Genomic DNA, 25,955 nt, shown 5'->3' on the forward strand with positions numbered 1-25,955 from the left:
CCCATGTCCCATTCCGAAATAATTCACAAAAAATTTAGCACATTCTTTCGGAAAGGGGGAGAGGGATATTCCGAAGGAATGTGCAAAAAAGAGTCTTTTTTGTGCGGAAATAAAGTGATAATTTACAGCTTCCCCAAAAAATGGATTTCATTCCCTTTTTGCAATTCCTTTTCAGAACCATCCCGCCAACAGTAATTCAAACGCTTCAGTTCCATTGGAAATGCACCCCTCTACGTTTATTACCAATAAAATAACACGAACAAATGTTCTTGTAAAGGGGCTGGGAGAATAAAAATTGCCTATTGAAAAACTAAAATGAAAATTCCTTATTTTCCTAATACCCATAGATTCCGTATAATACATTAAGGCCGCCGGGTTTTCCGGCAGCCTCATTTTTTGAACGGATTCATGCCCTATTCTTTGACATTGGAAAGATACTTTTTCTCCAATTGTTCTACTGCATCCGCGTAGTTTTGGTCATTTATGGACTCCAACTCTTTTTCGAACGCTTCCAGCTCGTCAATAATCCAATCATGATAGGCATAATGTTTGTCTCGCAAATATTCATTCGTTTCATCGCTAATTTCCTTTGCATTAACATGGAGGGTGGATAAAATGGAATTTTAATTTGGTCTCTTTAAATATATCACTAAAACATTTTCATTTATTATGCATGATATACATTTCATTTTTTTACGGAAATTTTTGGTTGGTACTTTACAAGTGATCGATAATGATTCTGTCACAATAAGTTTTTCTCACCCACGTGGATAATTTCTAATATCAAGATTATCCTTTTTCGATTCATTCTTATAAAAAATCAACATCAAAGGGGAAAACCCTATTAGGATGATTGACCAAATGTATAATAATAAACCTTCAATTATAAATTTAATTCTGTCATTTGTAAGTTCATTTAGAGAAATTAATCCATAAATTATCAAAACGGAAATAATGATAACAGCAATAATCATGGCTACAGTTAAAGGAAAAAATTCAAATATTAAGCCTTTTCTATTTTTAAACGGATTTTTGTACAATTTTTTTCCGATTTTGCTTTCTCTAAAAAAATGGGCCAAGCCAACAATAAATGCAATGAACCAACCTGCCACCAGCAATAACCATAGCCGTGTCCCAATTTTTAATAAGAGTTTAATTAAAAATTGCGGAAATATAAATGATATGAGAAAGACCAGTGCATAAAGCAGTGCAAAAGCATACTTATTAATATTGCTGTTTGATTTCTGAACGAAAAAAAGCCAAGCAACGAAAAAAGCTGCAACAACTAAATTGATAACAAAAAGAATTGTATTCCACTCTGGCATGGCGCTAAAAAACAAAATAATTCCTAAAAAAAATATCCCTGTTATAATAACTTTAAAATTTTTAATCAGTCTTTTCTCTTTCTCCATCAACATCACCTTATATAATGAATCTTTATCCACTACTGCTTCTCCATAACTGTTCTTCGGGAAGATTCTACTCACCCGAAACGATTAACTTCCCAGTATTAAGATCATATATTTTATGATATAGTTTTAGTTCGTGATCTTTAGTAACCGTCACTTCACAATAAAAGGTGTTTTCAACCCCGTATTCTTTGATTTTAGAAGGTTCATCAAAAGCGACTTCCATATCAGAAGCAAAGGAAAATTCTTCATCCGTATCAAGCATTTTTATGTTGTAATGGTAACCACCTCTATCCCTTGAATCCACTTCGAGCACACATTTCCCTTCTATCACTTCATAGTCTTTTGCAAGGACATATTTTAGTGTTGGAAGACTTCCGAAAAAAAATATTGAGCCCACGAACCCTAAAAAAATAATAAAAAACAACTTAAACCCTTTATCTTTTTTGGTTATAAACAAATTTATCAATAGTCCCAACGTTCCTAAAAGTAACAAAGCACCTATGATTAACAAACTATAGTACATGACTAAATTTGAATTCATTACCAGAAACCCTCTTCCTGCAAATGCTTTTAACACTTTCTACGTTATGTTTTTAATAATGGTTTCATATTGGAAATGAAACTGAAACTATTTTTTGAAAATGTTGCAAATCTGATGAAAAATTGGAATGAAAATGCATTTTCCCGTCATAATTCCCGTTAAAATGATTAAGGCCATCCATCCGGATCTATAAATCCGGACAGATGGCCCTGCTGAAGGGGAAAACAGGCATTTTGTTTTTTCAACCTGCATCAAATTCGTTATGTAACCATCACAACATTATTCATTATTTTGAATTTCCAAAACATGTGTAAATAAATTCCCATTAATTGAAGTGTTTAAATATACATTCGGATAATTTTTAATAATGCTTCTCACATTGCTGAGCCCTTTTCCGCGGTTTTCCCCTTTTGTGGAGAAGCCTTCTTCAAAAATTTCTTCGACATCTTCCAATCGATCAAAAAAAGTATTTTCAATGATAATCATCACAGAATTATTGTTCGTTTTATAAAATGCTATATCGATGCATTTTTCCTCATCCGTATTGACATTCGAGTTCGCTTCGATCGCGTTATCCAAAAAGATTCCCAGAATTCTTGCCAAATCGATCATATTCATATGGATTTCATCAATTTCATCGGGAATCTCGATTTGGACTTCGATATTTTCTTTTTCCGCCTGCAAAATCTTCGTTAAAATCAGCCCTTTGATCCCCGTGATTTTCAACTTTGTCAAGGTGGCCAACAGCTGATTTCTTTTCAATGTGTCCGCTTCCGCCGAAAAGATATGTTTTTTGAAATATGTTTTCAACCCTTCAAAATCATCCGTTTCTATGTAACCTTGCATCGTTATCAATATATTCATATAATCGTGGCGGAACTTTTGCATGTCATTATTGATTACTTCGAGTGATTTCATATATTCGGCGAACTGAGCGTTTTCGAATTCAATTTGATTAATATAATGCTGCTTCTTGATGTTGAAAATGGTCAGCGAGAGTATGAAAAGCATGATGGCAAAGTAAGTGATTTGAATCACGATGTTAAATACGAGCAATTTATTAATTGAAAAATAATTCATCAAGTAAATGTTGATGTAAAAGGTGACCATTGTGACAATCAGCACAAAGAGAATGAATATGTAAACGCTTTTCATTTCAGGGACCAGGGTGACGACTTTTTTATAAAAATACCGGTATATCATGATGCTTAGATTATACAAAATAATGAAAACGCAATATTGTTCAAGGATTCCTGGCAAAAAATCAAATGGAAACGGCTCCATGATATACTGGGTTAGGTTGTCTAACAAGATCCCGATTATGATGAAAAAACAAAAGTGAATCAGAATAATAAACTCTTTTCCGATTAAATAGAAGTAAACCAGAGAACTAAGAATAAAAAAAACAATTCCCTGCCATTGGCCATCCCATAAAAAAATCAAACTGGTCGGGCAAAATACGAATAAAACAAAAGATAAAACGTTTTTCACGTTCCACTTAATGCCGGCAGTAAACATCACTGCCCAATAAATCAAAATTAAATCAATCGTTACAAATAACAGCTTCATATTTGTCTCCCAAGTTAGTAAAATATATGGATTTGTTTTAATTACAATTATTCATCATGACGGTTACATATTCAAATTTGATGCATTTTCTTTTTAATTCAATAATACAATTAATATGTAAAAAGTTATAGGGGCTTATGTCTCATACGAAAAATGTTCCGACTATCTCACATAGCCGGAACATTTTTGCAATAAATTTTTATCCGCATTATTTTTTTGAGCTAAAACGATTGTTTTCCAAGAGAGCGGCAGGTACTTTATTCTCATGGAATAAAGCTGTGCAACCTTTGATTGCGGCAATGCCTCCAAACGTAATAGCAAACGCAGCAACTTTCGCCAATAGATTTTTAACAGTGATCCATTTCATAATAAAATTCCCCCTTCATTGATTGTGCTATTAGCATAATGGATTCTACAAACGCCCCATAGGCGATAAAAACTTTCATTCCAAACGGCATTATACAAAATATTCCGACTATTAACAGGACGCGCAAGGTCATTTTCTTGCGCAAATATTTTTTATGTTCCTGATTAATGACAGGCTGTTTTTCCGTGCCTTTGGGTGAAAGGGTGTAAATAAGAATCAGAATAATAGCGAAAATGATATATAGGTAGGTGGTGGATATGGAGTTATAATTGAGAGCTATATATTTAATCGCGATCGGAAATGTGATGATACTAATACAAAGGCACACCCATAAATTGTCGAAATGATATCCCAAACAAACTTGCCTCAACAGAAAGAACGTCAAATGAGCCAGCAGCGTCGGTATAATACAATCCAATAGAAAAGCCAAAGAATAAACCAAAATGATCTTATACGACTCGGCAAGAATGATTTGGATTCCAAACCTCAATTTTTCTCTTTCCAAATCAGAAAAATGATCCTGGTCTAACAAACGAAAAACTGCATTTTCAATTTTAGAAATCTTTCATACTCCTCCTTCGTACGACTGGGTATTCACATTCATCTCTCGCGATTTTTCCACCTCCTTTGACTTTTATTTTACATTACTCATCAGTAATGGTAAATAATAGAATTAATCCTAATATTTCTACTTTTTTCTACTTTTTTCTTGTTAAAAATATTGCATTTTTGTATATTTTTTTAGTTTATTTGTTCACCCTCTACATTCCTCTACATCTATTTTCCCTGAATTTCTTCCATGCTTCTTCGCATAATAAAATGGAACATACGAATTTCCGACAAATGTTTTCCTTTCAATTAAAATAATTGGAAAATTGATATTATTTAAGGTAACATAAGTGTTGATATCGAAAGGAGGATTAAAAATGTTTGATCAAATTGGCGTTGGCATTATCCAGGCGTTGATCATTGCTACGATCGCATTTATTTTTATTCTTCTCCCTGTCGGAGATTATTTATTAAGAAAAAAATAATCATTGCATTGATAAATAAAACAAGGCCGTCCGGAAATGATCGCTTTCCGTGACGGCCTAATTAAATTTTTAAACTAATCGGCATTTTTTTACAATTAACATTTTTTGTATAAAGCGGCATTTATAAAAAATAATAAATCGCCAAAAACATGAACAGGCTTCCGCCCATGACAAACACATGCCAGATTGCATGGTTATACGGGATATTTTTATTTTTATAAAAATACGTGCCGATTGTGTAGCTTAATCCGCCGGCCAATAATACCAGCACACCTTTAATGGTCAAATAGGCGATGACCGGTTTAAAAACGAAAATAATCAGCCACCCCATCCCGATATAAACGAGAAGGGAAGTTCTCTTGAAACGATATACAAAAAATTGTTTTAAAATAATCCCGATTACGGCCAATCCCCATTCAATTCCAACCAGCGTCCACCCCGCTGTTCCTCCGATGGCAATCAACGCTACCGGCGTATAGGTTCCCGCGATTAAAAGGAAAATGGAGCTGTGATCCATTTTTTTCAGAAAAACTTTATGTTTCGGAACCGAATGATAAAGCGTCGATGCCATATAAAGAAGAAACATCGAAACCCCAAAAACGATATAACTGACAAGTTCCACTCTCGTTCCGCTGGTTTGCGCTTTATCAATTAATAAAATCATTGCCGGAACGGTTAAAAGTGCACCGATTCCATGGGTTAATGCATTCCAGAACTCCTCTTTTTTACTATAAGCGCTATTCGTCGCAACAGTTTGTGTCATCATCTTCACCTCTGTTTTATTATGGCAATATAACATCCTTTTAAAACAGGGGAAGATGTAATGAAAATGGTATGATGAATGTCATATAAACAATGTATTTTATTTCTGCTTTTTATATATATTCAAAAATATTAAAATAAAGGCAACCTTTACCCTGATGAAAGCGGTCCTTGATTCAAAGAAAAACGGGGGGATAAAAATGAACCGAAATTTCTTCGTATACGGTACGCTAATGTCGGGATGTTCAAACCATCATGTCATACCCAAAGATTCCATTGAAAACATTCAAAAAGCGACGATTCATAACGTGGAATTATATTCGCATATCAGCGGGGAATATCCTTGCATGATTGAGGGAAATTCCAAAGTGTATGGGGAAGTCCTCACAATTAAGGAGAGCCATTTTCGAAAGGCTTTACAAGCGATGGACCTGTTGGAAGATTACGACGAAAACGCGCCAAAAAGCGATAACCTTTATAATCGTGAAATCAGAGAAGTCGTTTTGGAAACCGGCGAAACCATTCAAGCCCATGTATATATGTACAATCCAAAACATGAAGGATTAGGTGAGCGGATTCCTGAAGGCAACTGGAAAACCTGGACGGAGAAAAAATGACGCATCCGGGACGAATTTGTTCAAATGGAAAAAGACGGACAAGGGTTTTTCAGCCCGGATATTTTTGCCAATATCAAATTTGTCGAAAAATGGTAGCCTAAAAATTCGTTGCTTATATTGATGAAAATGATGAAGAATAACACTTTATTAAATGCCATTTTAAATACCATATAATGAAATTAAATGACATTGAATGAAATAGATAAAATAAAAAAACCCTTGATATTCAAGGGTTTTGACACTGTTTGAAATCTAATGATATTAAAATATGGAGACGGTGGGAGTCGAACCCACGTCCAGAAACTTCAAACACTTAAGCGTCTACGCGTGTAGTTTGTCTATTCGGGTTTCGCGTTGCATTCTGCCGACAAACAGGCGTCCTGCACGCTAGCTTGTGAGATCTCTTGCCAGTGCCCCAAGCAAGACACTCGCCGTAGCCCACTCGCGATGAACCCTAATTCAGCCACATGGGCGATGGCTGATTAGAGTGCTTTAGCAAATTAAGCAGCTAAAGCGTAAGATTGTTTGTTGCCAGTTATTTTTAACTGCCGTTGATGACGGAGACGAGCCCTCCGACGCGCAGCCTAAGCTTGAATCATTCCTGTCGAATCCGTAACGTCCCCTCGATATTAATAAAGGGATTGCTTATCGCAATTACGGTACGTTTAGAATGTTCAAACCGGCTTTTCGATTATCATTATACTTGAATCCTAATATATTTGCAAGAGTTAGAAACATAATTTTTGTATATTTTTTGTTTTATAATATATTTTTGATATCATCCGGCAGGCAAAACTCAATATTTTAATTTCATCGCCCGTTCCATTTCGCGTTGCGCTTCTTTCTTGCGTTCTTCTGCGCGCTTATCATATTTCTTCTTACCTTTTCCTAAACCGATCAGCAATTTCGCATAACCGTCTTTAATATAGATTTTCAACGGAACGATCGTATAACCTTCCTTCTTTACCGCTCCTGCCAGTTCGGCGATTTCTTTTTTATGCAGAAGCAATTTCCGCACCCTCAGCGGATCGTGGTTGAAGCGGTTTCCCTGTTCATACGGGCTGATATGCATGTTGTGGATCCACGCTTCCCCGTTTTTGATCAATACGAAGGAATCTTTCAATTGCACGCGTCCCGCCCGGATGGATTTGATTTCCGTCCCTTTCAATACCATGCCCGCTTCATAGGTTTTTTCAATAAAATAATCGTGGTTCGCTTTCTTGTTCTGCGCGACGACTTTCCCTGTTCCTTTTGGCATATTTTAACACCCCCTAAACACACAATGAAAGGCTGCCTGAAATACTTTAATTCCATTTTAAAGTATTTTCATAACAGCCTCTAGTATAATTCTTCGACAGCTATTTGTCGATTCATCAACCGTTTATTTTCGTTTCTTTTTCTTTTTTTTCGCAACGCCTTCGTAAAATTTCTCTTTTTTCTTTTTCCCTTTTCGGCCGCGCTCTTCTTCATCGTTCCGTTTCTTTTGCTTCCGTTCGGCAAGAATCACTCTCGGGGCATCTCTGCGGATTTTGTGGGAAGATTCTACCATATCCACAATTTCAAAGTCAATTGAAGACTCATCCAGGTTGACATTGGCAACGCGGACTTTCACTTCATCCCCGATGCGGAAAATGCGCCCTGTATGTTCTCCCACCATGATCATTTGCCGTTCATCAAAGTGATAATAATCATCCGTCAAATTGGTGATATGGACGAGCCCTTCAATCGTATTTGGGAGCTCCACAAAAATGCCGAAATTTGTCACAGAGGAAACGATACCAACAAATTCTTCCCCAATCTTATCGGACATGTATTGGGCTTTCTTTAACGCTTCCACATCCCGCTCCGCATCCACCGCTCTACGCTCGCATGCGGATGTATGATCCGCGATTTCTTCCATCACTTGCGCCCATTTGAAGAGGGTTTGTCTTGATACATCCCCTTCAAACAAATATGTCCGAATCAAACGATGGACAATGAGGTCCGGGTAGCGGCGAATCGGCGAAGTAAAGTGCGTATAAAAGTCCGTCGATAAACCGAAGTGGCCGATCGATTCAGGATAATACCGCGCCTGCTGCAACGAACGTAGGAGCATTGTGGAAATGACCGGCTCTTCCGGCAACCCTTCGATGGATTCAAGGATTTCCTGCAATGCTTTCGGATGAACGGAATTCCCCGTACCTTTCACAATCAAACCGAAGTTTGTAATGAATTCAAAGAAACGCTGCAATTTTTCCGGTTTCGGATCTTCGTGGATGCGGTAAAGGAAAGGCACTTCCATCCAATGGAAATGTTCGGCCACCGTCTCGTTGGCGCAAAGCATGAATTCCTCAATGATTCTTTCCGCAATCGTGCGGTCCCGCACCTGAATATCGATAGGCCATCCTTCTTCATTGACAATCACTTTCGCTTCATCGAAATCAAAATCGATTGCCCCGCGCTTCATCCGTTTATTCCGCAAAATGAGGGCCAGTTCCTTCATTTCTTTGAACATTGGAACGAGCGGTTTATAACGTTCGATGAGTTCCTCGTCTTCCTCTTCCAAAATTTTATAGACATTGGAATAAGTCATCCGCTCCGTCGTCCGGATGACGCTCGGAAAGATTTCGTGTTCAATCACATTTCCGTTTTTGTCGATGATCATTTCACAGGAAATCGTTAATCGGTCCACTTGGGGATTTAGAGAGCAGATGCCGTTTGATAACCTGTGAGGAATCATCGGGATGACCCGGTCGGCCAAGTAAACGCTTGTTCCGCGCTTATAAGCTTCTTTGTCGAGCAAAGAGCCTTCCTTCACATAGTAGCTGACATCGGCAATGTGAACGCCCAATTTATAAGTGCCGTCTTCATTTTTCGTTACCGTCACGGCATCGTCCAGGTCTTTTGCGTCTTCCCCGTCGATCGTGACAATCGTTTCGTTTCTTAAATCCTTGCGTCCCACCAAATCTTCTTCCGTAATTCGGTCCGGAACTTTGGCGGCTTCTTTCAACACCTCATCCGGAAATTCATTCGGGATTTCATGCTGGTAAATGATCGATAAAATATCGACGCCCGGATCATTTTTATGGCCCAAAATTTTAATGATTACGCCCGTTGCCGACTTGATTTCGCTCGGCCAGTTCGTCACTTCCACCACAACTTTATGCCCGTCTACGGCGCCCAGCGAATCTTCCTTGGCAACAAAAATATCCATATTCAGCCTTTTATCGTCCGGCACGACAAAACCAAAACCGCGATTCGCCTGGTACGTACCGACGAATGTCGTTTTCGCCCTCTCGACCACTTTGATGATTGTGCCCTCGCGCTTTTCGCCGGAAGATTCTTTCAACACGCGGACCAGAACCGTATCCCCGTTCAACGCTCCGTTCACTTCTGTCGGAGGGATGAAAATATCATCCAATCCTTCCTCATCCGGGACTACAAAACCGTAACCCCTTGAGTGGCCGACAAATTTCCCTCTCAGCAAATTCATACGCTCAGGAAGGCCGTAGCGGTTCGAACGGGAACGCACAATGTATCCCTGGTCTTCCAAACGGACGAGCGTCTTCACCAATTCCTTGAATTCATCCGCCGTTTCGATTCCAAGCACTTCTTCCAGCTCATCCACTTTAAGCGGCCGATAATCTTCTTCCTTCATCAAGTTTAAAATTCTTTGCTCCAATTCAGTATGTGCCATAACTTTCCCTCCTTTGAAAAAACCGCTTCATTCTTCCCAATCCAGGCTTTCAAGAAATTCGAAAATCACTTCATGCAGTTTTTGTTTTTCTTTGCCCAGCGTAATGACATGACCGGATTCTTCAAACCAGACCAGTTTTTTATTCAAGGATTCCACATTCTCATAAATAATATGAGCCGATTTCGGATCAATAATTTCGTCATGTCTCGATTGGATGACCAAAATGGGCGCATACACCAAATCCAAATGGTTCCGGACATCTTGCACAAATTCCTGCAAATCCTTCAAACTCGGCATGCCCTTTTGGCGAAGCGCTTCAATTTCTTCATTGATTTGCTGTTCCGTTTTTCCTTCATATTTTTTATAATCTTTTGCATATTTGATGACGCCTTCAAACATCATGTCCGTCGTTCTCATCGTCATCGGGGAACACATGGTGATGACACCTTTCAGAGGGAGGTTCATGGCAAGTTTCAATGAAAAAACACCGCCAAGCGACAGCCCTGCGACGGCAATTTGGTCATATCCTTTTTCTTTTAATGTTTCATAGGCTCCTACGACATCTTCCCACCATTCTTTCGGGCCTGTTTCGACGAGCTCTTCCGGCGGTACACCATGGCCGCGGTAGTGGGGCGCATAACTTGTATACCCCTTTTTTTCAAGAAAGCGTCCAAGCATCCGGACATCCGACGAACTGCCGGTAAATCCGTGAAGCAAAAGGACCGCTCGCTTTCCTGCAGGGAAAAAGAAAGGTTGTTGTTCCTTAATCTTCATAATATCCTCCAACTATTCTTATGGTGAATCTCGTGCTCCAAAATTTTCGCATATATGCAAAATTTCTCTCTTCATTATAAATGAAAAAGCCTAACCATGCTTGGTTAGACTTCTATTTTATCCATTAAAATTTAATGATCAACAATGTAATGATGAAAAATAATGCTGCGAGAACAATCGTCATTCTATGTAAAACCAAATCGATTCCTCTAGCTTTAGTTTTACCAAATAGTTGTTCAGCTCCACCAGAGATGGCACCTGACAAACCGGCACTTTTACCAGACTGCAACAATACCACGGCGATCAAAGCAAGAGAAACTAGAATCAATAATACCAACAAGAACGTATGCACTAGTCCCACCTCCTGAACCATAACTTATTTAAGTATAGCAAATTCCAATTCCATTTACAATCATTGTCAATAAAATGAAATATAAATAATATGTTTTCTTCGCTCGAATAGGAAAACATTTTTTTTGATAAAAGATATTTTGAAAATTTCCCTTATTTCGGAATTTTATTGATTTTTTCCTACAATTCTCATAAAATGAATTTCACTTACTAATCTCATTCTGGAAAGAGGGATTATATGAATACCTTCCAAAAGATAGGGAAGTTTGCGGGAGACACCTTTGCTTTATGGGTGCTGCTTGCTGCTGGTTTGGCCATGTGGATTCCGCAATATTTCGCTTGGATTTCTCCCTGGATTACGACGTTGCTTGGAATCGTCATGTTTGGCATGGGGATGACATTAAAATTGGAAGACTTTAAATACGTTTTGATGCATCCAAAAGGCGTGATCATTGGTATTTTTGGACAGTTTACCATCATGCCTTTGCTTGCCTTTGTGTTGGCAAAGATTTTCCAACTTCCTCCTGAAATTGCGGTCGGCGTCATTTTAGTGGGCTGCTGTCCGGGCGGTACGGCTTCCAACGTCATGACCTTTTTGGCGAAAGGGAATACGGCATTATCTGTAACAATCACTTCATGTACGACATTGCTCGCGCCGATCATCACGCCGGCATTAATCTACTTTCTGGCAAGCGAATGGCTGCCGGTATCTTTTATGGCCATGTTTATGTCAGTCGTAAAAGTGGTTCTGATCCCAATCATTCTGGGCATTCTTGCACAAATGTTTTTTAAGCCGGTTGTCGAAAAAAGCATCGACATTCTGCCGACGATTTCGGTCATCGCCATCGTATTGATCGTAGCGGCAGTCGTGAGCGGCAGCCGTGATAAAATTTTGGAATCCGGTCTGTTAATCCTGGCAATCGTCATTTTGCATAATGGATTAGGCTATGCTCTTGGATATTTGCTGGCCAAATTGTTCCGCATGGATTACGAAGACAAAAAGGCCGTCGCCATCGAAGTCGGCATGCAAAATTCCGGATTGGGCGCAAGTTTGGCGGCAACCCATTTTGATCCGATCTCTGCCGTGCCAAGCGCCATCTTCAGCTTCTGGCATAATATTTCCGGACCAATCCTTGCAACGTATTGGGCCAAAAAATCCGGCGTAAAAGAAGACTCAAAAGGGCATTAAAACTTTTTAGGCGTAACATGAGATGGGTGTTACGCCTTTTTTATTTTTTGGTTGCTCAATTATTATTTGCAAAACCTGATTTTTTGCACAAAAAATTTTGAAACGATTGGAAATGCAAGGAGATAAAAAAGGAAGATATTATATAATTCCTGAAGATATTTTGAATAAATAATAACCTTCTTTTAGGTCATTCTTTCAAAGAATGGCCTTATTTGCGCTTCAGAGGGGGAATTCTATACAATGATTACCTTATTTTTTTCTCGGAAAGGCTTATTTCTGATTGGCGATTATTTTCCTCCTTTTGGCGATTAAATTCTCCCATGCGGCTATTATTTTTTCTCATTTGGCGATTATCGAGTTCCCAAGAGGATGATTTTCTATAAAGAAAAACCCCAAGCTTTGTTCTGGAAGCTTGGGGTTGAAATTAGCTATTTTTATTTCAAATTATAGAAAGACTTAATTCCAAGATATTGCGCTGTGGAGCCAAGTTGATCTTCGATGCGCAACAATTGGTTGTATTTTGCCACGCGGTCTGTGCGGGAAGGAGCGCCAGTTTTGATTTGGCCGGCGTTTGTCGCTACCGCAATATCCGCGATTGTAGAGTCTTCCGATTCACCGGAGCGGTGAGAAATGATTGCAGTGTATCCGGCGCGTTTTGCCATTTCAATCGCATCTAAAGTTTCTGTTAATGTTCCGATTTGGTTTACTTTGATCAAGATGGCGTTGCCTACGCCTTGTTCGATTCCACGTGCAAGGCGTTTAGTATTTGTTACGAACAAGTCGTCCCCTACAAGCTGCACGCGATGGCCGATGCGTTCAGTCAATAATTTATGGCCTTCCCAGTCGTTTTCATCCAATCCGTCTTCAATAGAAATGATTGGGTATTTGGAAGTTAATTCTTCATACCAGTCAACCATTTCTTCGGAAGTTTTTACTACGCCTTCACCTGCAAGATGGTATTTGCCATCTTCTTTGTTGTAAAGCTCGGAAGATGCAACGTCCAATGCAAGGCGCACTTCTTCGCCAGGTTTGTAACCTGCGCGTTCGATCGCTTCCAAAATCACTTGGATCGCTTCTTCATTGGATTTCAAGTTTGGCGCAAATCCGCCTTCGTCACCGACTGCTGTATTGTAGCCTTTTTCTTTCAATACCGCTTTCAAGTTATGGAAGATTTCCGCTCCCATGCGCAATGCATGACGGAAAGATTCCGCCCCAACAGGCATAATCATGAATTCTTGGATATCCACGTTGTTATCAGCGTGCGCGCCGCCGTTCAAAATGTTCATCATTGGAACAGGCAATTGTTTTGCGTTCACGCCGCCAAGGTATTGATATAAAGGAATATCAAGGTAATTTGCTGCGGCATGGGCGCAAGCAAGAGAAACGCCCAAAATCGCATTGGCACCCAATTTTCCTTTATTTTCTGTGCCGTCAAGTTCAATCAACGCTTTGTCGATTTCCACTTGATCCAATACGGAATAATTGTTTTCCAAAGCTTCCGCGATGATTGTGTTGACATTTTCAACGGCTTTTAATACACCTTTTCCTAAATAACGGGATTTGTCCCCATCGCGCAATTCCACTGCTTCGTATTCGCCGGTAGACGCACCGGATGGAACGATTGCGCGTCCAAAGGCGCCTGATTCAGTGAATACTTCCACCTCTACTGTCGGGTTACCGCGTGAGTCCAATACTTCACGTGCGTATACTTGTGTAATAAATGGCATATCCATTCTCCTCTATATTAAATTTTTATAGTGGTGTTCCCACTAAAAAAGTGGTTGTCCTGTCATTTCTTCAGGCTGTTCAATATTCAACAATTTTAACATCGTTGGAGCCAGGTCGGCTAAAATCCCATTTTCTCTCAATGTAATGCCTTGTTTTGTCACAATGACCGGCACCGGATTTGTTGTATGCGCCGTCATTGGTTTGCCATCCAATGTCACCACTTCATCAGAGTTGCCATGGTCTGCAGTGATGATGGCTGCTCCGCCCAGTTCCAAAATTTTGTCTACTACCCGGCCCAAGCATTCATCCACCGCTTCAATCGCTTTGATTGTCGGTTCAAGCATGCCGCTGTGGCCGACCATGTCAGGGTTGGCATAGTTTAAAATGATGGCATCAAATTTATCAGCTTCCAATTCTTTGAGAAGCGCCTCTGTCACTTCATAAGCGCTCATTTCCGGTTTCAGGTCATAAGTGGCCACTTTCGGCGATGCAATCAGGATTCTTTCTTCGCCAGGGAATTTCTCCTCCCGGCCGCCGCTCATGAAATATGTGACATGAGGATATTTTTCCGTTTCCGCAATGCGAAGTTGCGTTAAACCATGTTTTGAAATGACTTCCCCAACGGTATTGACTAAATCTTCATTTTCAAAAACGACATCGGCATATACTTCATCGCTGTATTCGGTAAATGTGACGAATTTTAAATTTTTTGGATGTTTGTCCGATAATTTAAAGGAATCAAAATGGTCGTTTGTAAATACAGTAGAAAGCTGGATGGCACGGTCCGGACGGAAGTTGAAATGAATCACCGCATCATTGGTGTCGATGGTTGCCACCGGTTTTCCGTTTTCCAAAATGACGAATGGAACCACAAATTCATCTGTCACATCATTTTTATAAGATTCTTCGACGCCTTCTTTGGCGCTTTCCGCCGTATTGCCTACGCCGTCAACCAACGCTTTGTAAGACAATTCCACCCGTTGCCAACGTTTATCCCGGTCCATTGCGTAATATCGGCCGTGAATAGTGGCAAACTTTCCGATGCCGATTTCTTTCATTTGTTTTTCAGCTTCTTCGATATATCCAAGCGCCGTTTTAGGGCCGACATCCCGTCCGTCCAAAAATCCATGGACATATACTTGATCAAGGCCATTTTCTTTAGCCAATTTCAACAATGCAAATAAATGATTGTAATGGCTATGTACCCCACCGTCTGAAAGAAGTCCCATGATGTGGAGTTTGGAATGGTGTTTCTTCACATGACCGATTGCGCCCAACAATTTTTCGTTTTTGAAAAACTCGCCTTCACGAATGGATTTGTTGATTCTTGTCAAACTTTGATAAACAATTCTTCCTGCACCAATATTTAAATGCCCTACTTCGGAGTTTCCCATTTGGCCTTCCGGAAGACCGACCGCTTCACCAAACGCTGTGAGCGTTGCATGAGGATATGTCGCCCAATAACGGTCAAAATTTGGTTTCTTGCTTTGTGCAACTGCATTTCCAAAAGTTTCTTCACGCAATGCAAAGCCGTCTAAAATGATTAATGCGACTGGCTTTCTAGGCATTTGCCCCCGCCTCCAATAATTTAAGATAAGATTCTGTTTGCAAGCTCGCACCGCCGACGAGAGCGCCGTCGATGTGTTCTTTTGATAACAATTCTTCAATGTTTTCTGGTTTTACACTGCCGCCATATTGGATGCGAATGTTGTCGGACGCGGCTTGTCCGAAAAGCTCTTTCACCACGTTGCGGATATGTCCGCATACCGCATTTGCATCATCGGCAGTCGCTGTTTTCCCCGTTCCAATTGCCCAAATCGGTTCATAGGCGATGACCACATGCTGAACCTGTTCTTCTGTCAATCCTTCCAACGCTTTTTTCACTTGATTTGCCACTTTTTCTTCCGTTTTGCCGGCTTCCCTTTCTTCCAGCGTTTCTCCACAGCATACGATCGGAACGATTCCATGGGATAAAGCAGCCTTTACTTTTTTATTGACCGCTTCATCCGTTTCATTGAAATATTCGCGGCGCTCTGAATGCCCGATGATGACATAATCCACTTGAATCGCTTCAAGCTGCTTCGGACTGATTTCCCCCGTGAAGGCGCCTTCTTCTTCATAATGCATGTTTTGTGCGCCGATTGCCAAATCCGTATCTCTCGCGATTTCCACAAGAGTCGGCAGATACAATGCAGGGGCACAAACTACTGCATCGACTTTTTCCTCCGGAGGAATTTTGTCTTTGATTGTTTCGACAAACTCTACCGCTTCATCAAAAGTTTTATACATTTTCCAATTGGCAGCAATGATTGGTTTACGCATTCAATTTCTCTCCTTATTTATCGTTCAATGCCGCAATGCCCGGCAAGTTTTTGCCCTCCATTAATTCCAGAGAGGCTCCGCCGCCTGTTGAAATGTGATCCATTTTATCCGCCAATCCGAACTTTTCTACCGCTGCTGCAGAATCACCGCCGCCGATGATCGTATACCCTTCCGTTTCGGCCATTGCTTCGGCCACTTTTCTTGTTCCGTTTGAGAATTGTTCGATTTCAAAGACTCCCATCGGTCCGTTCCAAATAATCAGTTTTGAATTTTTGATCACATCTGCATACTTTTCTGCCGTTTTTGGACCGATGTCAAGTCCCATATAATCCGCAGGAATTTGATTGATATCGACCACTTTGGCTTCTGCATCAGGAGAAAGTTCTTTCGCAACAACCGCATCTACCGGCATATATAAGTTTACGCCTTTTTCCTTGGCTTTTTCAATGAAATGGCGTGCCAATTCTATTTTATCCTCTTCCACCAGGGATTTTCCAATTTCATATCCTTGGGCTTTGATAAATGTGAAGGAAAGTCCCCCACCGATAATCAAGTTATCCACTTTATCAAGCAGATTTTCAATGACGCCGATTTTGTCTTTCACTTTTGCGCCGCCAATGATCGCCGTAAACGGATGATCAGGGTTTGTCAAAGCTTTTCCGAGCACTTCCAATTCTTTTTCCATCAATAATCCGGAAACAGCCGGAACGTATTTCGCAATACCTTCGGTGGAAGCGTGCGCGCGATGGGCTGCACCGAACGCATCATTTACATAAAGATCCGCCAAACGGGCAAATTGTTTGGCAAGTTCATCATCATTCTTTTCTTCCCCTTTAAGGAAACGGACATTTTCAAGCAAAATAATATCGCCGTTTTTCATTTCATTGACGGCTTTTTCTACGGCAGCGCCAACGGATTCGTCCAATTTTTTCACCGGTTTATTTATCAATTTGGAAAGGCGTTCACCAACTGCTGTGAGGCGCATATCTTCTCTTACTTCGCCTTTTGGCCGGCCCAAGTGAGAAGCCAGAATCACTTTGGCGCCTTTTTCCGAAAGTTGTTTTATAGTCGGTATCGCCGCGCGGATTCTTGTATCATCTACTACTTCCCCATTTTCCATTGGTACGTTGAAGTCAACGCGTACAAAGACTCTCTTTCCTTCTACATCAACATCATTCAATGTCTTCTTGAGAAACATGAAGTAACCTCCTATGTGTATCCGTCGTCATCCAACTTTCTTTCCAACGGTAATAATAAATTTCATAGGTTGATTTAATATTTGCAAAAAATAAGAAGCGATGGGCTGCTCCACCACTCCTTTTACCCTTCATTATTATAAATCGTTATTCATATTTAGGCTATACTTTTTCTAAAGAAAATCATAATTATGTTACACTTATTGTTAATGGCAAAATGAAAAATGACATATCGATTAATGATCCAGCCCCTGTTCTGCAATATGGGATGCCAAATCCATCAATCGGGTGGAATAGCCGGTTTCATTATCATACCATGCGACTACTTTGACCATATTGTCTTCGATTACCATTGTTGAAAGGCCGTCGATGATGGCTGAATGGGGATTTCCATTATAGTCGACGGACACGAGAGGCAGTTCGTTGTAATCCAATATGCCTTTCATTTCCCCTTTTGCCGCTTCCTGGAAAGCTGAATTAACCATGTCTACCGTCACATTTCTGCTTAATTCGGCCACCAGGTCCACGCAGGAGACGTTTGGCGTCGGCACGCGCACCGCAAAGCCGTCCAGTTTTCCTTTTAATTGCGGCAATACTTTCGAAACGGCAGCGGCGGCCCCGGTGGTTGTCGGAATCATCGAAAGATTTGCGGAGCGGGATCGTCTTAGATCTTTATGAGGAAAATCTAAAAGTCGCTGGTCGTTTGTATAAGAATGGATGGTCGTCATGAAGCCGCGTTGGAGTCCGAATTTTTCGTCGAGGACTTTTGCAACAGGAGCCAGACAGTTTGTGGTGCACGATGCGTTGGAAATCACATGGTGAAGCTGCGGGTCATACTCATCATGATTGACCCCCATTACAAAGGTTGGCATTTCCCCTTTTGCTGGAGCGGATAAAATGACTTTTTTGGCGCCTGCCGTTAAATGTTTTGAAACATCTTCTTGTGATCGGAATTTTCCTGTACATTCAAAGACGATATCAACTTCCAGTTCCTCCCACGGCAATTTTTCCGGATTTTTTTCCGAAAACACTTCAACCCGGTGCCCGTTCACAAGCAACGCCTCTTCTTCATATTGGACATCCGTATCATAAATTCCATGCACCGAATCATACTTCAATAGATGAGCCAATTGCTTTGCATCTGCCAAATCATTGATTGCCACCACTTTAAACCGGTCTGTTTTCATCGCCTGGCGAAGCACAAGACGCCCAATCCGTCCAAAACCATTAATCGCAAGTTTTATCGGCATAATAAGTATCCCCCATTTAACAGTATTCCTTCCTTATGAAAGCCGTCAATCAATGGGAAGTTTCCGATGCTAAACCTCTTATTCCAATATAATTGTTCAACCGGCCAAATATGATTTATTTTGTGAGGGCTTCATATAAAGTGACATAATCCAATTGTCCATACTGAATCATTTCCCCATCCTTTTCAACAACCGGAATCATGAGCATATATTTTTCGTGAAGTTCATCGTTTTCTTCAATATTAATGATTTCGATTTCAAAATCGGCCTCTTCCTGGACAAGCTTTAAAATGCTTAATCCTTCCCAGCATAAAGAGCAATTGGGTCTCGTATAAAATTGCACCTTCAATTTCTTTCCCTCTTTTCATTCTTTTCTGTTTACACTATCCCAAATCCGGCCTGAATAATCAAATGATTTTATAGCCAAAATAGTGATGTACGAGTGTACAGAAAAATTTAAAGGAGGAGAAATTCTATGGAAAATCAATTCTTTAATCAGCAACAACCGACTTCAGAAACAATTCCTACATCAATGAACCACGGTGCACATGAGGTTATGGATGTTCATGAGGTATTAAGTTCTTCCATTGGCGCTTTGAACATGTTCGTCCTTTTGCGTCCGCATGTTCAAGACCCTGAGTTACTAAATATTTTAGATAGACAATACGCTTTTATGCTCGATGAATACAATATCACTTTGGAATGTTTCAAAACTGGACGCGATCCGAGCCATCCGACGCGCAAATACAACATGCAAATCGGAAACGACTCAAAATATGGCTTAACACCATCCCAGCCTAAGAAACCGATTACTTCCCCTAATGAAATTAACGACGGCATCATTTCAAGTTTCATGTTAGGCCAGCACAAAGTATTGGCTACCGGAAAAACGGCGGCCGCATTGGAAGCGACAAACCCTGTAGTGCGCCGTGTATTGCAGGACTCTGTTCCAAACTGCATTGAAATGGCATACGAACTTTCCCTCTACCAAAACAAAAAAGGATATTACCAAGTACCACAGCTTTCACAACAAGATATGCAAACAATGTTGAACATGTATGGACAAGCGGAGAGAGCAAAAAATATGCCTAACTGATTGAACAGGAAAACTCCGCGGCTTGAGACTTGCACCTGTTCATAAAAAAAGGACATCTCTTCATCAACGGAGATGTCCTTTTTAATTATTCTTTTTATAATACTTTGCTTAAAAACGCTTTTGTCCGTTCGTGCTTCGGATGGCCGAAAACTTCTTCAGGCGGCCCTTCTTCCACAATGACTCCCCCGTCCATAAAGATGACCCGGTCCGCCACTTCACGGGCAAATCCCATTTCGTGGGTGACAACCACCATCGTCATCCCTTCATTCGCCAATTGTTTCATGACATCCAGCACTTCTTTCACCATTTCCGGATCGAGAGCGGATGTCGGCTCATCAAACAACATGACTTTCGGTTTCATGGCAAGGGCCCTTGCAATCGCCACCCGCTGCTGCTGGCCTCCGGATAACTGTTGAGGATAATTATACGCTTTTTCGCGAAGCCCCACTTTTTGAAGCAATTCAAAAGCCAATTCTTCCGCTTCCTGTTTGCTCATTTTCCGGATCAGCATCGGTGCCATTGTAATATTTTCCAACACCGTCATATGAGGGAATAAATTAAATTGTTGAAAGACCATTCCCACTTCCGTACGGACCTCATTAATATCGGTTTTCAGATCGTTGATTTTCTTGCCGTCAAAATAGATGGCGCCTTCCGTAATGTCTTCAAGCAAATTAATGCAGCGCAAAAACGTGCTTTTTCCGGAGCCGGAAGGACCGATCACACAAACCACTTCTTTTTCATGTATTTCATAATTGATGCCGTTTAATACGTGCAAATCTCCAAAACTTTTATGGAGATTCTCAATTTTAATCATGCTTCAACCCGCCCTTCATTTTTAATTTTGCGCGGATTGTATTCAATGCTGAAACGTCTTTCAATAAATGTGACGATTTTCGATACGATAAACGTCAAAATTAAATAAAGGAGAGCCGCTGCAAGATACGGTTCCCAGAAACGGAAATAGGCTCCCGAAACAACTTTCGCTGCATATAGTATGTCGTTGGCCGCAATCACCGTTACCAGGGACGAATCTTTTAAGAGAGTGATAAACTCGTTTCCTAGTGGGGGGATCATACGTCGGAAGGCTTGGGGCAGAATCACTTTCCGCATTGCTTGAAAATGATTTAAACCGAGGGACCTTGCCGCTTCCATTTGACCTTTGTCAATGGATTGAATCCCCGCCCGGATGATTTCTGCCGTATAGGCGGCGCAGTTCAATATGAGGGCTGTAATACCGGAAACCATGAACCCGAGCGAATGTCCAAAAAGCGTCGGAATCAACGCCAAGTGGATAATGAAGATTTGGACAAGGAGGGGGGTTCCGCGGAATAAATCGATATATAATTTACAGGCCAATATAGCCACTTTCTTTTCGAATTTTTTCCGAGCCCCAATAGCACGCCAAGCACGAATCCTCCAAAAAATCCGCAGAGCGTCAAAATCAATGTTACCCAAATACCACGTATGAAATAATCACGGTAGTTCCAGATTATATCCGGTCGTCCGTAATGGTGATGCCGGATGCCCCCATGTCCAATTCGCCGTTTTTCACTTGCTGGAATACCGCTTCCCAACCGACGTGGCGGAATTCGTAGTCCATTCCCAATTCTTTAAAAATGGCGTCTACAATATCCACATCGATCCCTACGATGTTTCCGTTATCGTCCATATATTCAAAAGGGGCGAAAGTCGCTTCCGTGCCCACTAAAATTTTCTTGTCTTTCAAGCCGGAACCTTCATCTGCACCTTCTCCTGCGGATTTCTTGTCCTCTCCAGCCCACAGGCTGCCAACACGAACGACAAAACCATCAACATTAATAAAAATACATAATTCTTTTTTACCACCGGGTTTATCCTCCTTTGGTCATTTATTGAGCTCATCAGCAACCAGAATCAATTAAACAAGTGACACTGACATGTTTAATTATATAAATCGTCTAATATTTATACAACAAATAAATTAATGAAAGGATAAAAAATGTTAATTTTTTATTGTACATTTTTCCAAAAATGATATGAAAAGGCTTACATTTTATCGGTAAAAAAATCTCCATCTGTTGCCTAAAAGCTCTATGATGGAGATTTTGATATGTATATAATATTGTACCATTATGAACACTGGTTATGTATAAAATTTTACTATAAAATCAATAAAGGTTTGATAAAGTTCCATTTTATTCTATTGTTTCTCTTGTCTTAAACCGCTTTATCATGTCTTGCAGGCTGTCAGCCAAAAGTTTCAGCTCCGAATTTTGTTGCTTTAAGTAATCGATCGTGCTGTGTTGTTGGACGGCGGAAGCGGAAATTTCTTGTGTCGCGGCAACTCCCTGTTCTGAAATTGCAGAAATTTCTTGAATGGATGTTAAAATTTTATCGGATGCTTGATCCAGATCTTCCGTACTTTTCACAATCGTATCAATTCCTTTTGCCAATTGCTCGACTGACTCAAAAATGGCATTGAATAATCGCCCATTGTCTTCAACAATCTCAACGCCTTTGACAATGTCTTCATAATCTTGTTGGTTCAAATTCAGCACGATATTGGCCTGTTCATTGATTTCACCGATCGCTTCCGATATTCTTTTGATCGATCCATCCGTTTGGTTTGCAAGTTTCTGAACTTCCTGGGCAACAACCGAAAATCCTTTCCCCGCCTCTCCGGCACGGGCTGCTTCAATGGAGGCATTTAAAGAAAGAAGATGGATTTGGGACGAAATTTCTTGGATAATCTGAATGATTTCATTGATTTGTTCCAATTTTTTGCCCAGATTAAACAAGTTTTCTTTGCTTACCATGCCATTTTGTTTTATTTTGTTCATTTGTTCGGTAATCATTTGAACTTGAACATTACCTTTTTCGGCTTGCCGGCTTGTTTGATCGGTAAGGTTTTTGATCAACTTCGTTTGTTCATCTACATTGGATATCGAAGTGGAAATTTCAGATATCATATTTGAAATCCGGTCGATATGGTTGGCTCTTTCTTCGGCGCCTCTCGCCTCTTCGTCTGTACTTGTCGCGATCTGTTCGGAAGCCTGGGCCAATTCTTCAAAGGATTCCAAAAGATTTTGGCTGGTATGATGGATTCCTTCCGATTTTTCTTTCACATTCTCAATGATGTTGCTCAAATTTTTTCTCATTTCTTCAAAGCTGTCTGCCAGAATCCCTACCTCATCTTTTCGTTTAATAGTCACCGATTTGCTGAGATCGCCGGTAGAAAAGAGTTTCGCATATTGCACTAAACTGTTAAGAGGTTTCGAAATTCTATTACCAATAAATAAAGCCAATAGGATTCCGATCACTATCATGACAGCCGTTACAATCAGCGAAATGGTCATAATCCGATTTTCCAACTGGTCTATGAATTTGGCGCTCATATCGATTCCGAAAATGGCTTCCACTCCATCTTCGTCCAAAGGAATGAAAAATGATTTGTGAACACCCCATTTATCTCTATAGATAGGGCTCAAAACTTCCTTCTTTTCTTCAAATGATTTTCTTTGGTCTTCTGTAAACGGGGACTCAACCATAAAGTCGTCACTGCCGTTTAACGCGACAATGACATCCTTTCCGTTTTGTCTGGACAATACATATACATATTCGAGCCCTTTTTTCCCTTCAAAAAATGAGTCTAATTTCCGCTTCAGCTCCATTCCATATTTTTCAGGGGAAACCATTGTATTCTTAATTAAATCCGGTTCGATCGACTCTGCCAGCAATTGTACATTTTCTTTCAGCCGTTCATCGAATTGCGGAATGACATGTTCTTGAATAATGTAATTCGATACATACCGCACAAATCCAAAAAGAATCATTGAAAATATAAAAAACGGAAGTAAAAAACTGATAATTAATTGGGTTTTTATTGATTTTTTTCGAGCGATATTTCTCATCTCTATCTCTCCCTCGAATGTTCCATTTCCTTTAATGCAATAAAAGGACGCAAATCCATTTCCAATAATTGATAAAGCTCTTCCATTGATCCGTTTTTGGAAAAAACAATGGCAAACACCCTGTCATTTAACGCTTGTATTTCTCTATATTCCAAAATTTGTTGGAACTGTTTTTTGAATGACTGATGATCAATGGATTTTATAAGAGTCCGTGAAATATCCATCGGGATTTCCGCACAGAAGAAACTGTATATACTTTGGTCCATCTTGCGAAGAACCGCTTCCCAATCCGGTCTGGTGCCCTGGAAATAATGTTTATACACATTGCAGCCATAAGCATGGAATCCCAAATCCGTCGTTCCCGCCCCGGCAAATCTGAGTGGATTCATTTCAATTGGAATAATGGCATGATCATTTTTTCTTACTTCAAAATGAAGCGGAAAATTTTTTAAAGGAACAATTTCTTTGAACTTATACATAAAAGTCAATATGTCATCGTAAATTTCTTGAATCACTTCTCTGGATGTATAGTAGATCCGGTCCGACGTATCATATTCGTCTTTAAATAAGTGTTTAAAGATATTTAAAATCACAGGATTACCATCATGATCGTAATAACCGTCAACGGCATATTCTTCCCCAAATACCCATTTTTCGATTAAAACGCTCTCCCCGTTAATGACTTCCTTGTCATAAATGTTTTTTATCAGCAGCATATCCACGCTTAACTTTTCTAAGGCAGCCCGCCATTCTTCTGCATTTTTTACTTTATACACGCCAACGCTTGAATATCCTTTGCTCGGCTTTATCACAACGGGGAAAGGAATATCCTCCACCGGAATTTTATAAAGCTCATCCAGATTTACTACCTTATAAAAATAATCAGGATACATTTTTGAAAGGATTTGACGGAATATTCCTTTATCTTTCAATTGTTTTGCCCAACGGTTTTGGACACTGTCAGGGGCATGGGATTCAAGCAATGCCAAACAACTTTCCGAGTTTGTCAATAACTTTTGATGTTCGTCTATAATTGAAAAAAAATCATTGGCATCCATTAATTGCAGGGATTTTGACATTTCCGAGCGATTGCCTTGTTTAAAAACAGGCACATTAAGTTCTTGCAGCGATTTGACCAGAATAGGGGAAATGATTTGATCGTCGATGAGAATCATAATAAAACCCCTTTCTAAAGCAGAAATTCAGGAAATGTTTCAAACATAAAAAAATAAAATAATTTGGACAAACAGCCTTTTTATACATTCCATATTGCATCTCTCACCCCGATTGCCGGCCCACAGCTGCACCAAAAGAAAAACGACTGGAATCTGTTGCCCTTGTGAAACAGATGCGGTATCATCCCCTTCTTGCTGAGATGAATGGCTTCTCCCTATTTCTTATCGTCAAAATAATAGGGAGTTTTAGCATTTATAAATGTTTTTTCCTTTTTAGGGAATTTAATCATTATTGGGGAATAAAAATTGAGGAGCCATTAATTTTTAATACGCTGCCTCCTGGCTTAAAATCCTACGTTTAAAGCATTGATTTCAGGGGAAGTGAATAACAAATGGGAGATTAAGTTTCCTATAGTTGGATAAGGTTAAGAATCTGTTGGCTGGAAATATAGCGGGAGATGATGAAACAAAAAAATAGCGGCAGCCCGTCCTGGAGATGGGGGCTCCCGGCGCAAAGTTTATGAAAATTTATTTCATGGGTTTTTTCCGGATTGCCAAAAAGAAAAACGGCTGCAAATGCAGCCGTATCAAAAAGCATAAGGATTTTAATCCCGGATCAGTTGTTCGTAGCGCCCTCGGAGGGAATCGAACCCCCACTACAGGAACCGGAATCCTGCGTTCTATCCATTAAACTACGAGGGCAAAATATTAATAAAAATTGCCATTTTTGCATACTTTTGTGTGGCTTTCATATAATAATAAATATGCATGAGTCTTTTTTTATGACTGACCACGATATTAATTATTATACACGGTACTCAAATATAATTCAACCCCTTTTGCTCAAAGAAAGTTTTTTCTATATATTGAATTGCATGATATTAATTCAAAAAATTGCATACTTATCATTTGACCTTTATTGACTATTGCGTGTATGATAAACATGCGGAAACAATTTTGCTTTGTTACGTAGAACATAACAATTAATGGTTTAAGGAGGACA

24 protein-coding genes, 1 tRNA gene, 1 other RNA gene and 1 pseudogene are annotated in these 25,955 nt (G+C 40.0%); 3 read left to right on the plus strand and 24 right to left on the minus strand.

Annotated elements, in window-relative coordinates:
* Positions 1 to 413 precede the first annotated feature (413 nt).
* From FKZ59_RS14735 to trhA, 7 genes are all read right to left on the minus strand, one after another.
* Entirely contained in the window at positions 414 to 560 is a 147-nt protein-coding gene (locus FKZ59_RS14735; protein ID WP_181733231.1) for a hypothetical protein, read from the minus strand.
* A gap of 198 nt (positions 561 to 758) precedes the next feature.
* Entirely contained in the window at positions 759 to 1,445 is a 687-nt protein-coding gene (locus FKZ59_RS08030; protein ID WP_141602244.1) for a hypothetical protein, read from the minus strand.
* A 34-nt stretch (positions 1,446 to 1,479) separates the two neighbouring features.
* Positions 1,480 to 1,953, minus strand: coding sequence for a hypothetical protein (locus FKZ59_RS08035; protein ID WP_141602245.1), 474 nt, complete (start codon positions 1,951 to 1,953; stop codon positions 1,480 to 1,482).
* A gap of 279 nt (positions 1,954 to 2,232) precedes the next feature.
* A complete protein-coding gene (locus tag FKZ59_RS08040; RefSeq protein WP_141602246.1) occupies positions 2,233 to 3,522 on the minus strand; it encodes a sensor histidine kinase in 1,290 nt (429 codons plus the stop codon).
* Between the two features lie 208 nt (positions 3,523 to 3,730).
* Complete coding sequence (locus FKZ59_RS14740; protein ID WP_181733232.1) at positions 3,731 to 3,889, minus strand: hypothetical protein; 159 nt, start codon at positions 3,887 to 3,889, stop codon at positions 3,731 to 3,733.
* Positions 3,870 to 4,421, minus strand: coding sequence for an accessory gene regulator ArgB-like protein (locus FKZ59_RS15200; protein WP_181733233.1), 552 nt, complete (start codon positions 4,419 to 4,421; stop codon positions 3,870 to 3,872). The genes FKZ59_RS14740 and FKZ59_RS15200 overlap by 20 nt, the downstream gene beginning before the upstream one ends.
* Before the next feature lie 623 nt (positions 4,422 to 5,044).
* Positions 5,045 to 5,686, minus strand: a complete 642-nt coding sequence (trhA, locus tag FKZ59_RS08050; protein WP_141602247.1) for a PAQR family membrane homeostasis protein TrhA — start codon at positions 5,684 to 5,686, stop codon at positions 5,045 to 5,047.
* Positions 5,687 to 5,885: 199 nt separating this feature from the next.
* Here trhA and FKZ59_RS08055 point away from each other — a divergent pair, with 199 nt between their 5' ends.
* The gene (locus FKZ59_RS08055) at positions 5,886 to 6,302 is read left to right on the plus strand and encodes a gamma-glutamylcyclotransferase family protein (RefSeq protein WP_181733234.1); all 417 of its coding nucleotides are present in this window, start codon (positions 5,886 to 5,888) and stop codon (positions 6,300 to 6,302) included.
* 266 nt (positions 6,303 to 6,568) lie between these two features.
* Here FKZ59_RS08055 and ssrA read toward each other — a convergent pair.
* The 5 genes from ssrA to secG all read right to left on the minus strand — a co-directional run bounded on the left by ssrA (position 6,569) and on the right by secG (position 11,104).
* Positions 6,569 to 6,925: a transfer-messenger RNA gene (gene ssrA, locus FKZ59_RS08060) on the minus strand.
* 173 nt (positions 6,926 to 7,098) lie between these two features.
* Positions 7,099 to 7,560 carry an SsrA-binding protein SmpB gene (gene smpB, locus FKZ59_RS08065; RefSeq protein WP_141602249.1) on the minus strand — a complete coding sequence of 154 codons (462 nt, stop codon included), beginning with the start codon at positions 7,558 to 7,560 and terminating at the stop codon, positions 7,099 to 7,101.
* Between the two features lie 123 nt (positions 7,561 to 7,683).
* Entirely contained in the window at positions 7,684 to 9,978 is a 2,295-nt protein-coding gene (gene rnr, locus FKZ59_RS08070; RefSeq protein WP_141602250.1) for a ribonuclease R, read from the minus strand.
* Positions 9,979 to 10,005: 27 nt separating this feature from the next.
* Complete coding sequence (locus tag FKZ59_RS08075; RefSeq protein ID WP_141602251.1) at positions 10,006 to 10,752, minus strand: alpha/beta hydrolase; 747 nt, start codon at positions 10,750 to 10,752, stop codon at positions 10,006 to 10,008.
* Positions 10,753 to 10,876: 124 nt separating this feature from the next.
* Positions 10,877 to 11,104, minus strand: coding sequence for a preprotein translocase subunit SecG (gene secG / locus FKZ59_RS08080; RefSeq protein ID WP_141602252.1), 228 nt, complete (start codon positions 11,102 to 11,104; stop codon positions 10,877 to 10,879).
* A 237-nt stretch (positions 11,105 to 11,341) separates the two neighbouring features.
* On the opposite strand from secG, the gene FKZ59_RS08085 reads away from it, so the two are divergent.
* Positions 11,342 to 12,292: a bile acid:sodium symporter family protein gene (locus FKZ59_RS08085; protein ID WP_141602253.1), complete on the plus strand. Its 951-nt coding sequence runs from the start codon at positions 11,342 to 11,344 to the stop codon at positions 12,290 to 12,292.
* Between the two features lie 434 nt (positions 12,293 to 12,726).
* Here the strand turns inward: FKZ59_RS08085 and eno are convergent, their stop codons facing one another.
* The 6 genes from eno to FKZ59_RS08115 all read right to left on the minus strand — a co-directional run bounded on the left by eno (position 12,727) and on the right by FKZ59_RS08115 (position 19,137).
* Positions 12,727 to 14,019 carry a phosphopyruvate hydratase gene (gene eno / locus FKZ59_RS08090; protein WP_141602254.1) on the minus strand — a complete coding sequence of 431 codons (1,293 nt, stop codon included), beginning with the start codon at positions 14,017 to 14,019 and terminating at the stop codon, positions 12,727 to 12,729.
* Between the two features lie 42 nt (positions 14,020 to 14,061).
* Positions 14,062 to 15,588, minus strand: coding sequence for a 2,3-bisphosphoglycerate-independent phosphoglycerate mutase (gene gpmI / locus FKZ59_RS08095; RefSeq protein ID WP_141602255.1), 1,527 nt, complete (start codon positions 15,586 to 15,588; stop codon positions 14,062 to 14,064).
* A complete protein-coding gene (tpiA, locus tag FKZ59_RS08100; protein ID WP_141602256.1) occupies positions 15,581 to 16,342 on the minus strand; it encodes a triose-phosphate isomerase in 762 nt (253 codons plus the stop codon). The genes gpmI and tpiA overlap by 8 nt, the downstream gene beginning before the upstream one ends.
* Positions 16,343 to 16,355: 13 nt before the next feature.
* A complete protein-coding gene (locus FKZ59_RS08105) occupies positions 16,356 to 17,540 on the minus strand; it encodes a phosphoglycerate kinase (RefSeq protein ID WP_141602257.1) in 1,185 nt (394 codons plus the stop codon).
* Between the two features lie 234 nt (positions 17,541 to 17,774).
* Positions 17,775 to 18,788, minus strand: coding sequence for a type I glyceraldehyde-3-phosphate dehydrogenase (gene gap, locus FKZ59_RS08110; RefSeq protein WP_141602258.1), 1,014 nt, complete (start codon positions 18,786 to 18,788; stop codon positions 17,775 to 17,777).
* 115 nt (positions 18,789 to 18,903) lie between these two features.
* Positions 18,904 to 19,137 (minus strand): glutaredoxin family protein, encoded by a 234-nt coding sequence (locus FKZ59_RS08115; protein ID WP_141602259.1) that lies wholly within the window; start codon positions 19,135 to 19,137, stop codon positions 18,904 to 18,906.
* A gap of 126 nt (positions 19,138 to 19,263) precedes the next feature.
* Here FKZ59_RS08115 and FKZ59_RS08120 point away from each other — a divergent pair, with 126 nt between their 5' ends.
* Positions 19,264 to 19,884, plus strand: coding sequence for a spore coat protein (locus FKZ59_RS08120; protein WP_141602260.1), 621 nt, complete (start codon positions 19,264 to 19,266; stop codon positions 19,882 to 19,884).
* Between the two features lie 94 nt (positions 19,885 to 19,978).
* On the opposite strand, the gene FKZ59_RS08125 is transcribed toward FKZ59_RS08120, so the two are convergent.
* From FKZ59_RS08125 to FKZ59_RS08150, 6 genes and pseudogenes are all read right to left on the minus strand, one after another.
* The gene (locus FKZ59_RS08125) at positions 19,979 to 20,701 is read right to left on the minus strand and encodes an amino acid ABC transporter ATP-binding protein (RefSeq protein WP_141602261.1); all 723 of its coding nucleotides are present in this window, start codon (positions 20,699 to 20,701) and stop codon (positions 19,979 to 19,981) included.
* Positions 20,698 to 21,410, minus strand: a pseudogene (locus FKZ59_RS08130) (amino acid ABC transporter permease). The gene FKZ59_RS08125 and the pseudogene FKZ59_RS08130 overlap by 4 nt, the downstream one beginning before the upstream one ends.
* A complete protein-coding gene (locus FKZ59_RS14940; protein WP_211358761.1) occupies positions 21,377 to 21,613 on the minus strand; it encodes a transporter substrate-binding domain-containing protein in 237 nt (78 codons plus the stop codon). The pseudogene FKZ59_RS08130 and the gene FKZ59_RS14940 overlap by 34 nt, the downstream one beginning before the upstream one ends.
* A 448-nt stretch (positions 21,614 to 22,061) precedes the next feature.
* On the minus strand, positions 22,062 to 23,777 hold the full coding sequence (locus tag FKZ59_RS08140) for a methyl-accepting chemotaxis protein (protein WP_141602262.1): 1,716 nt from the start codon (positions 23,775 to 23,777) through the stop codon (positions 22,062 to 22,064).
* A 2-nt stretch (positions 23,778 to 23,779) separates the two neighbouring features.
* Positions 23,780 to 24,952, minus strand: a complete 1,173-nt coding sequence (locus FKZ59_RS08145) for an ATP-grasp domain-containing protein (RefSeq protein WP_141602263.1) — start codon at positions 24,950 to 24,952, stop codon at positions 23,780 to 23,782.
* Between the two features lie 630 nt (positions 24,953 to 25,582).
* Positions 25,583 to 25,654: transfer RNA gene (locus FKZ59_RS08150), tRNA-Arg, on the minus strand.
* Positions 25,655 to 25,955: the final 301 nt, after the last annotated feature.

This window comes from Ureibacillus terrenus (assembly GCF_006569205.1).
Lineage (GTDB): Bacteria > Bacillota > Bacilli > Bacillales_A > Planococcaceae > Ureibacillus > Ureibacillus terrenus.

Coding starts and splice junctions, on each gene's coding strand:
- FKZ59_RS08035 (WP_141602245.1), bottom strand. CDS start 1,953: ATGAATTCAAATTTAGTCATGTACTATAGTTTGTTAATCATAGGTGCT.
- FKZ59_RS08040 (WP_141602246.1), bottom strand. CDS start 3,522: ATGAAGCTGTTATTTGTAACGATTGATTTAATTTTGATTTATTGGGCA.
- FKZ59_RS14740 (WP_181733232.1), bottom strand. CDS start 3,889: ATGAAATGGATCACTGTTAAAAATCTATTGGCGAAAGTTGCTGCGTTT.
- trhA (WP_141602247.1), bottom strand. CDS start 5,686: ATGACACAAACTGTTGCGACGAATAGCGCTTATAGTAAAAAAGAGGAG.
- FKZ59_RS08055 (WP_181733234.1), top strand. CDS start 5,886: ATGAACCGAAATTTCTTCGTATACGGTACGCTAATGTCGGGATGTTCA.
- smpB (WP_141602249.1), bottom strand. CDS start 7,560: ATGCCAAAAGGAACAGGGAAAGTCGTCGCGCAGAACAAGAAAGCGAAC.
- rnr (WP_141602250.1), bottom strand. CDS start 9,978: ATGGCACATACTGAATTGGAGCAAAGAATTTTAAACTTGATGAAGGAA.
- FKZ59_RS08075 (WP_141602251.1), bottom strand. CDS start 10,752: ATGAAGATTAAGGAACAACAACCTTTCTTTTTCCCTGCAGGAAAGCGA.
- FKZ59_RS08085 (WP_141602253.1), top strand. CDS start 11,342: ATGAATACCTTCCAAAAGATAGGGAAGTTTGCGGGAGACACCTTTGCT.
- eno (WP_141602254.1), bottom strand. CDS start 14,019: ATGCCATTTATTACACAAGTATACGCACGTGAAGTATTGGACTCACGC.
- gpmI (WP_141602255.1), bottom strand. CDS start 15,588: ATGCCTAGAAAGCCAGTCGCATTAATCATTTTAGACGGCTTTGCATTG.
- tpiA (WP_141602256.1), bottom strand. CDS start 16,342: ATGCGTAAACCAATCATTGCTGCCAATTGGAAAATGTATAAAACTTTT.
- FKZ59_RS08105 (WP_141602257.1), bottom strand. CDS start 17,540: ATGTTTCTCAAGAAGACATTGAATGATGTTGATGTAGAAGGAAAGAGA.
- gap (WP_141602258.1), bottom strand. CDS start 18,788: ATGCCGATAAAACTTGCGATTAATGGTTTTGGACGGATTGGGCGTCTT.
- FKZ59_RS08120 (WP_141602260.1), top strand. CDS start 19,264: ATGGAAAATCAATTCTTTAATCAGCAACAACCGACTTCAGAAACAATT.
- FKZ59_RS08125 (WP_141602261.1), bottom strand. CDS start 20,701: ATGATTAAAATTGAGAATCTCCATAAAAGTTTTGGAGATTTGCACGTA.
- FKZ59_RS08140 (WP_141602262.1), bottom strand. CDS start 23,777: ATGAGAAATATCGCTCGAAAAAAATCAATAAAAACCCAATTAATTATC.
- FKZ59_RS08145 (WP_141602263.1), bottom strand. CDS start 24,952: ATGATTCTCATCGACGATCAAATCATTTCCCCTATTCTGGTCAAATCG.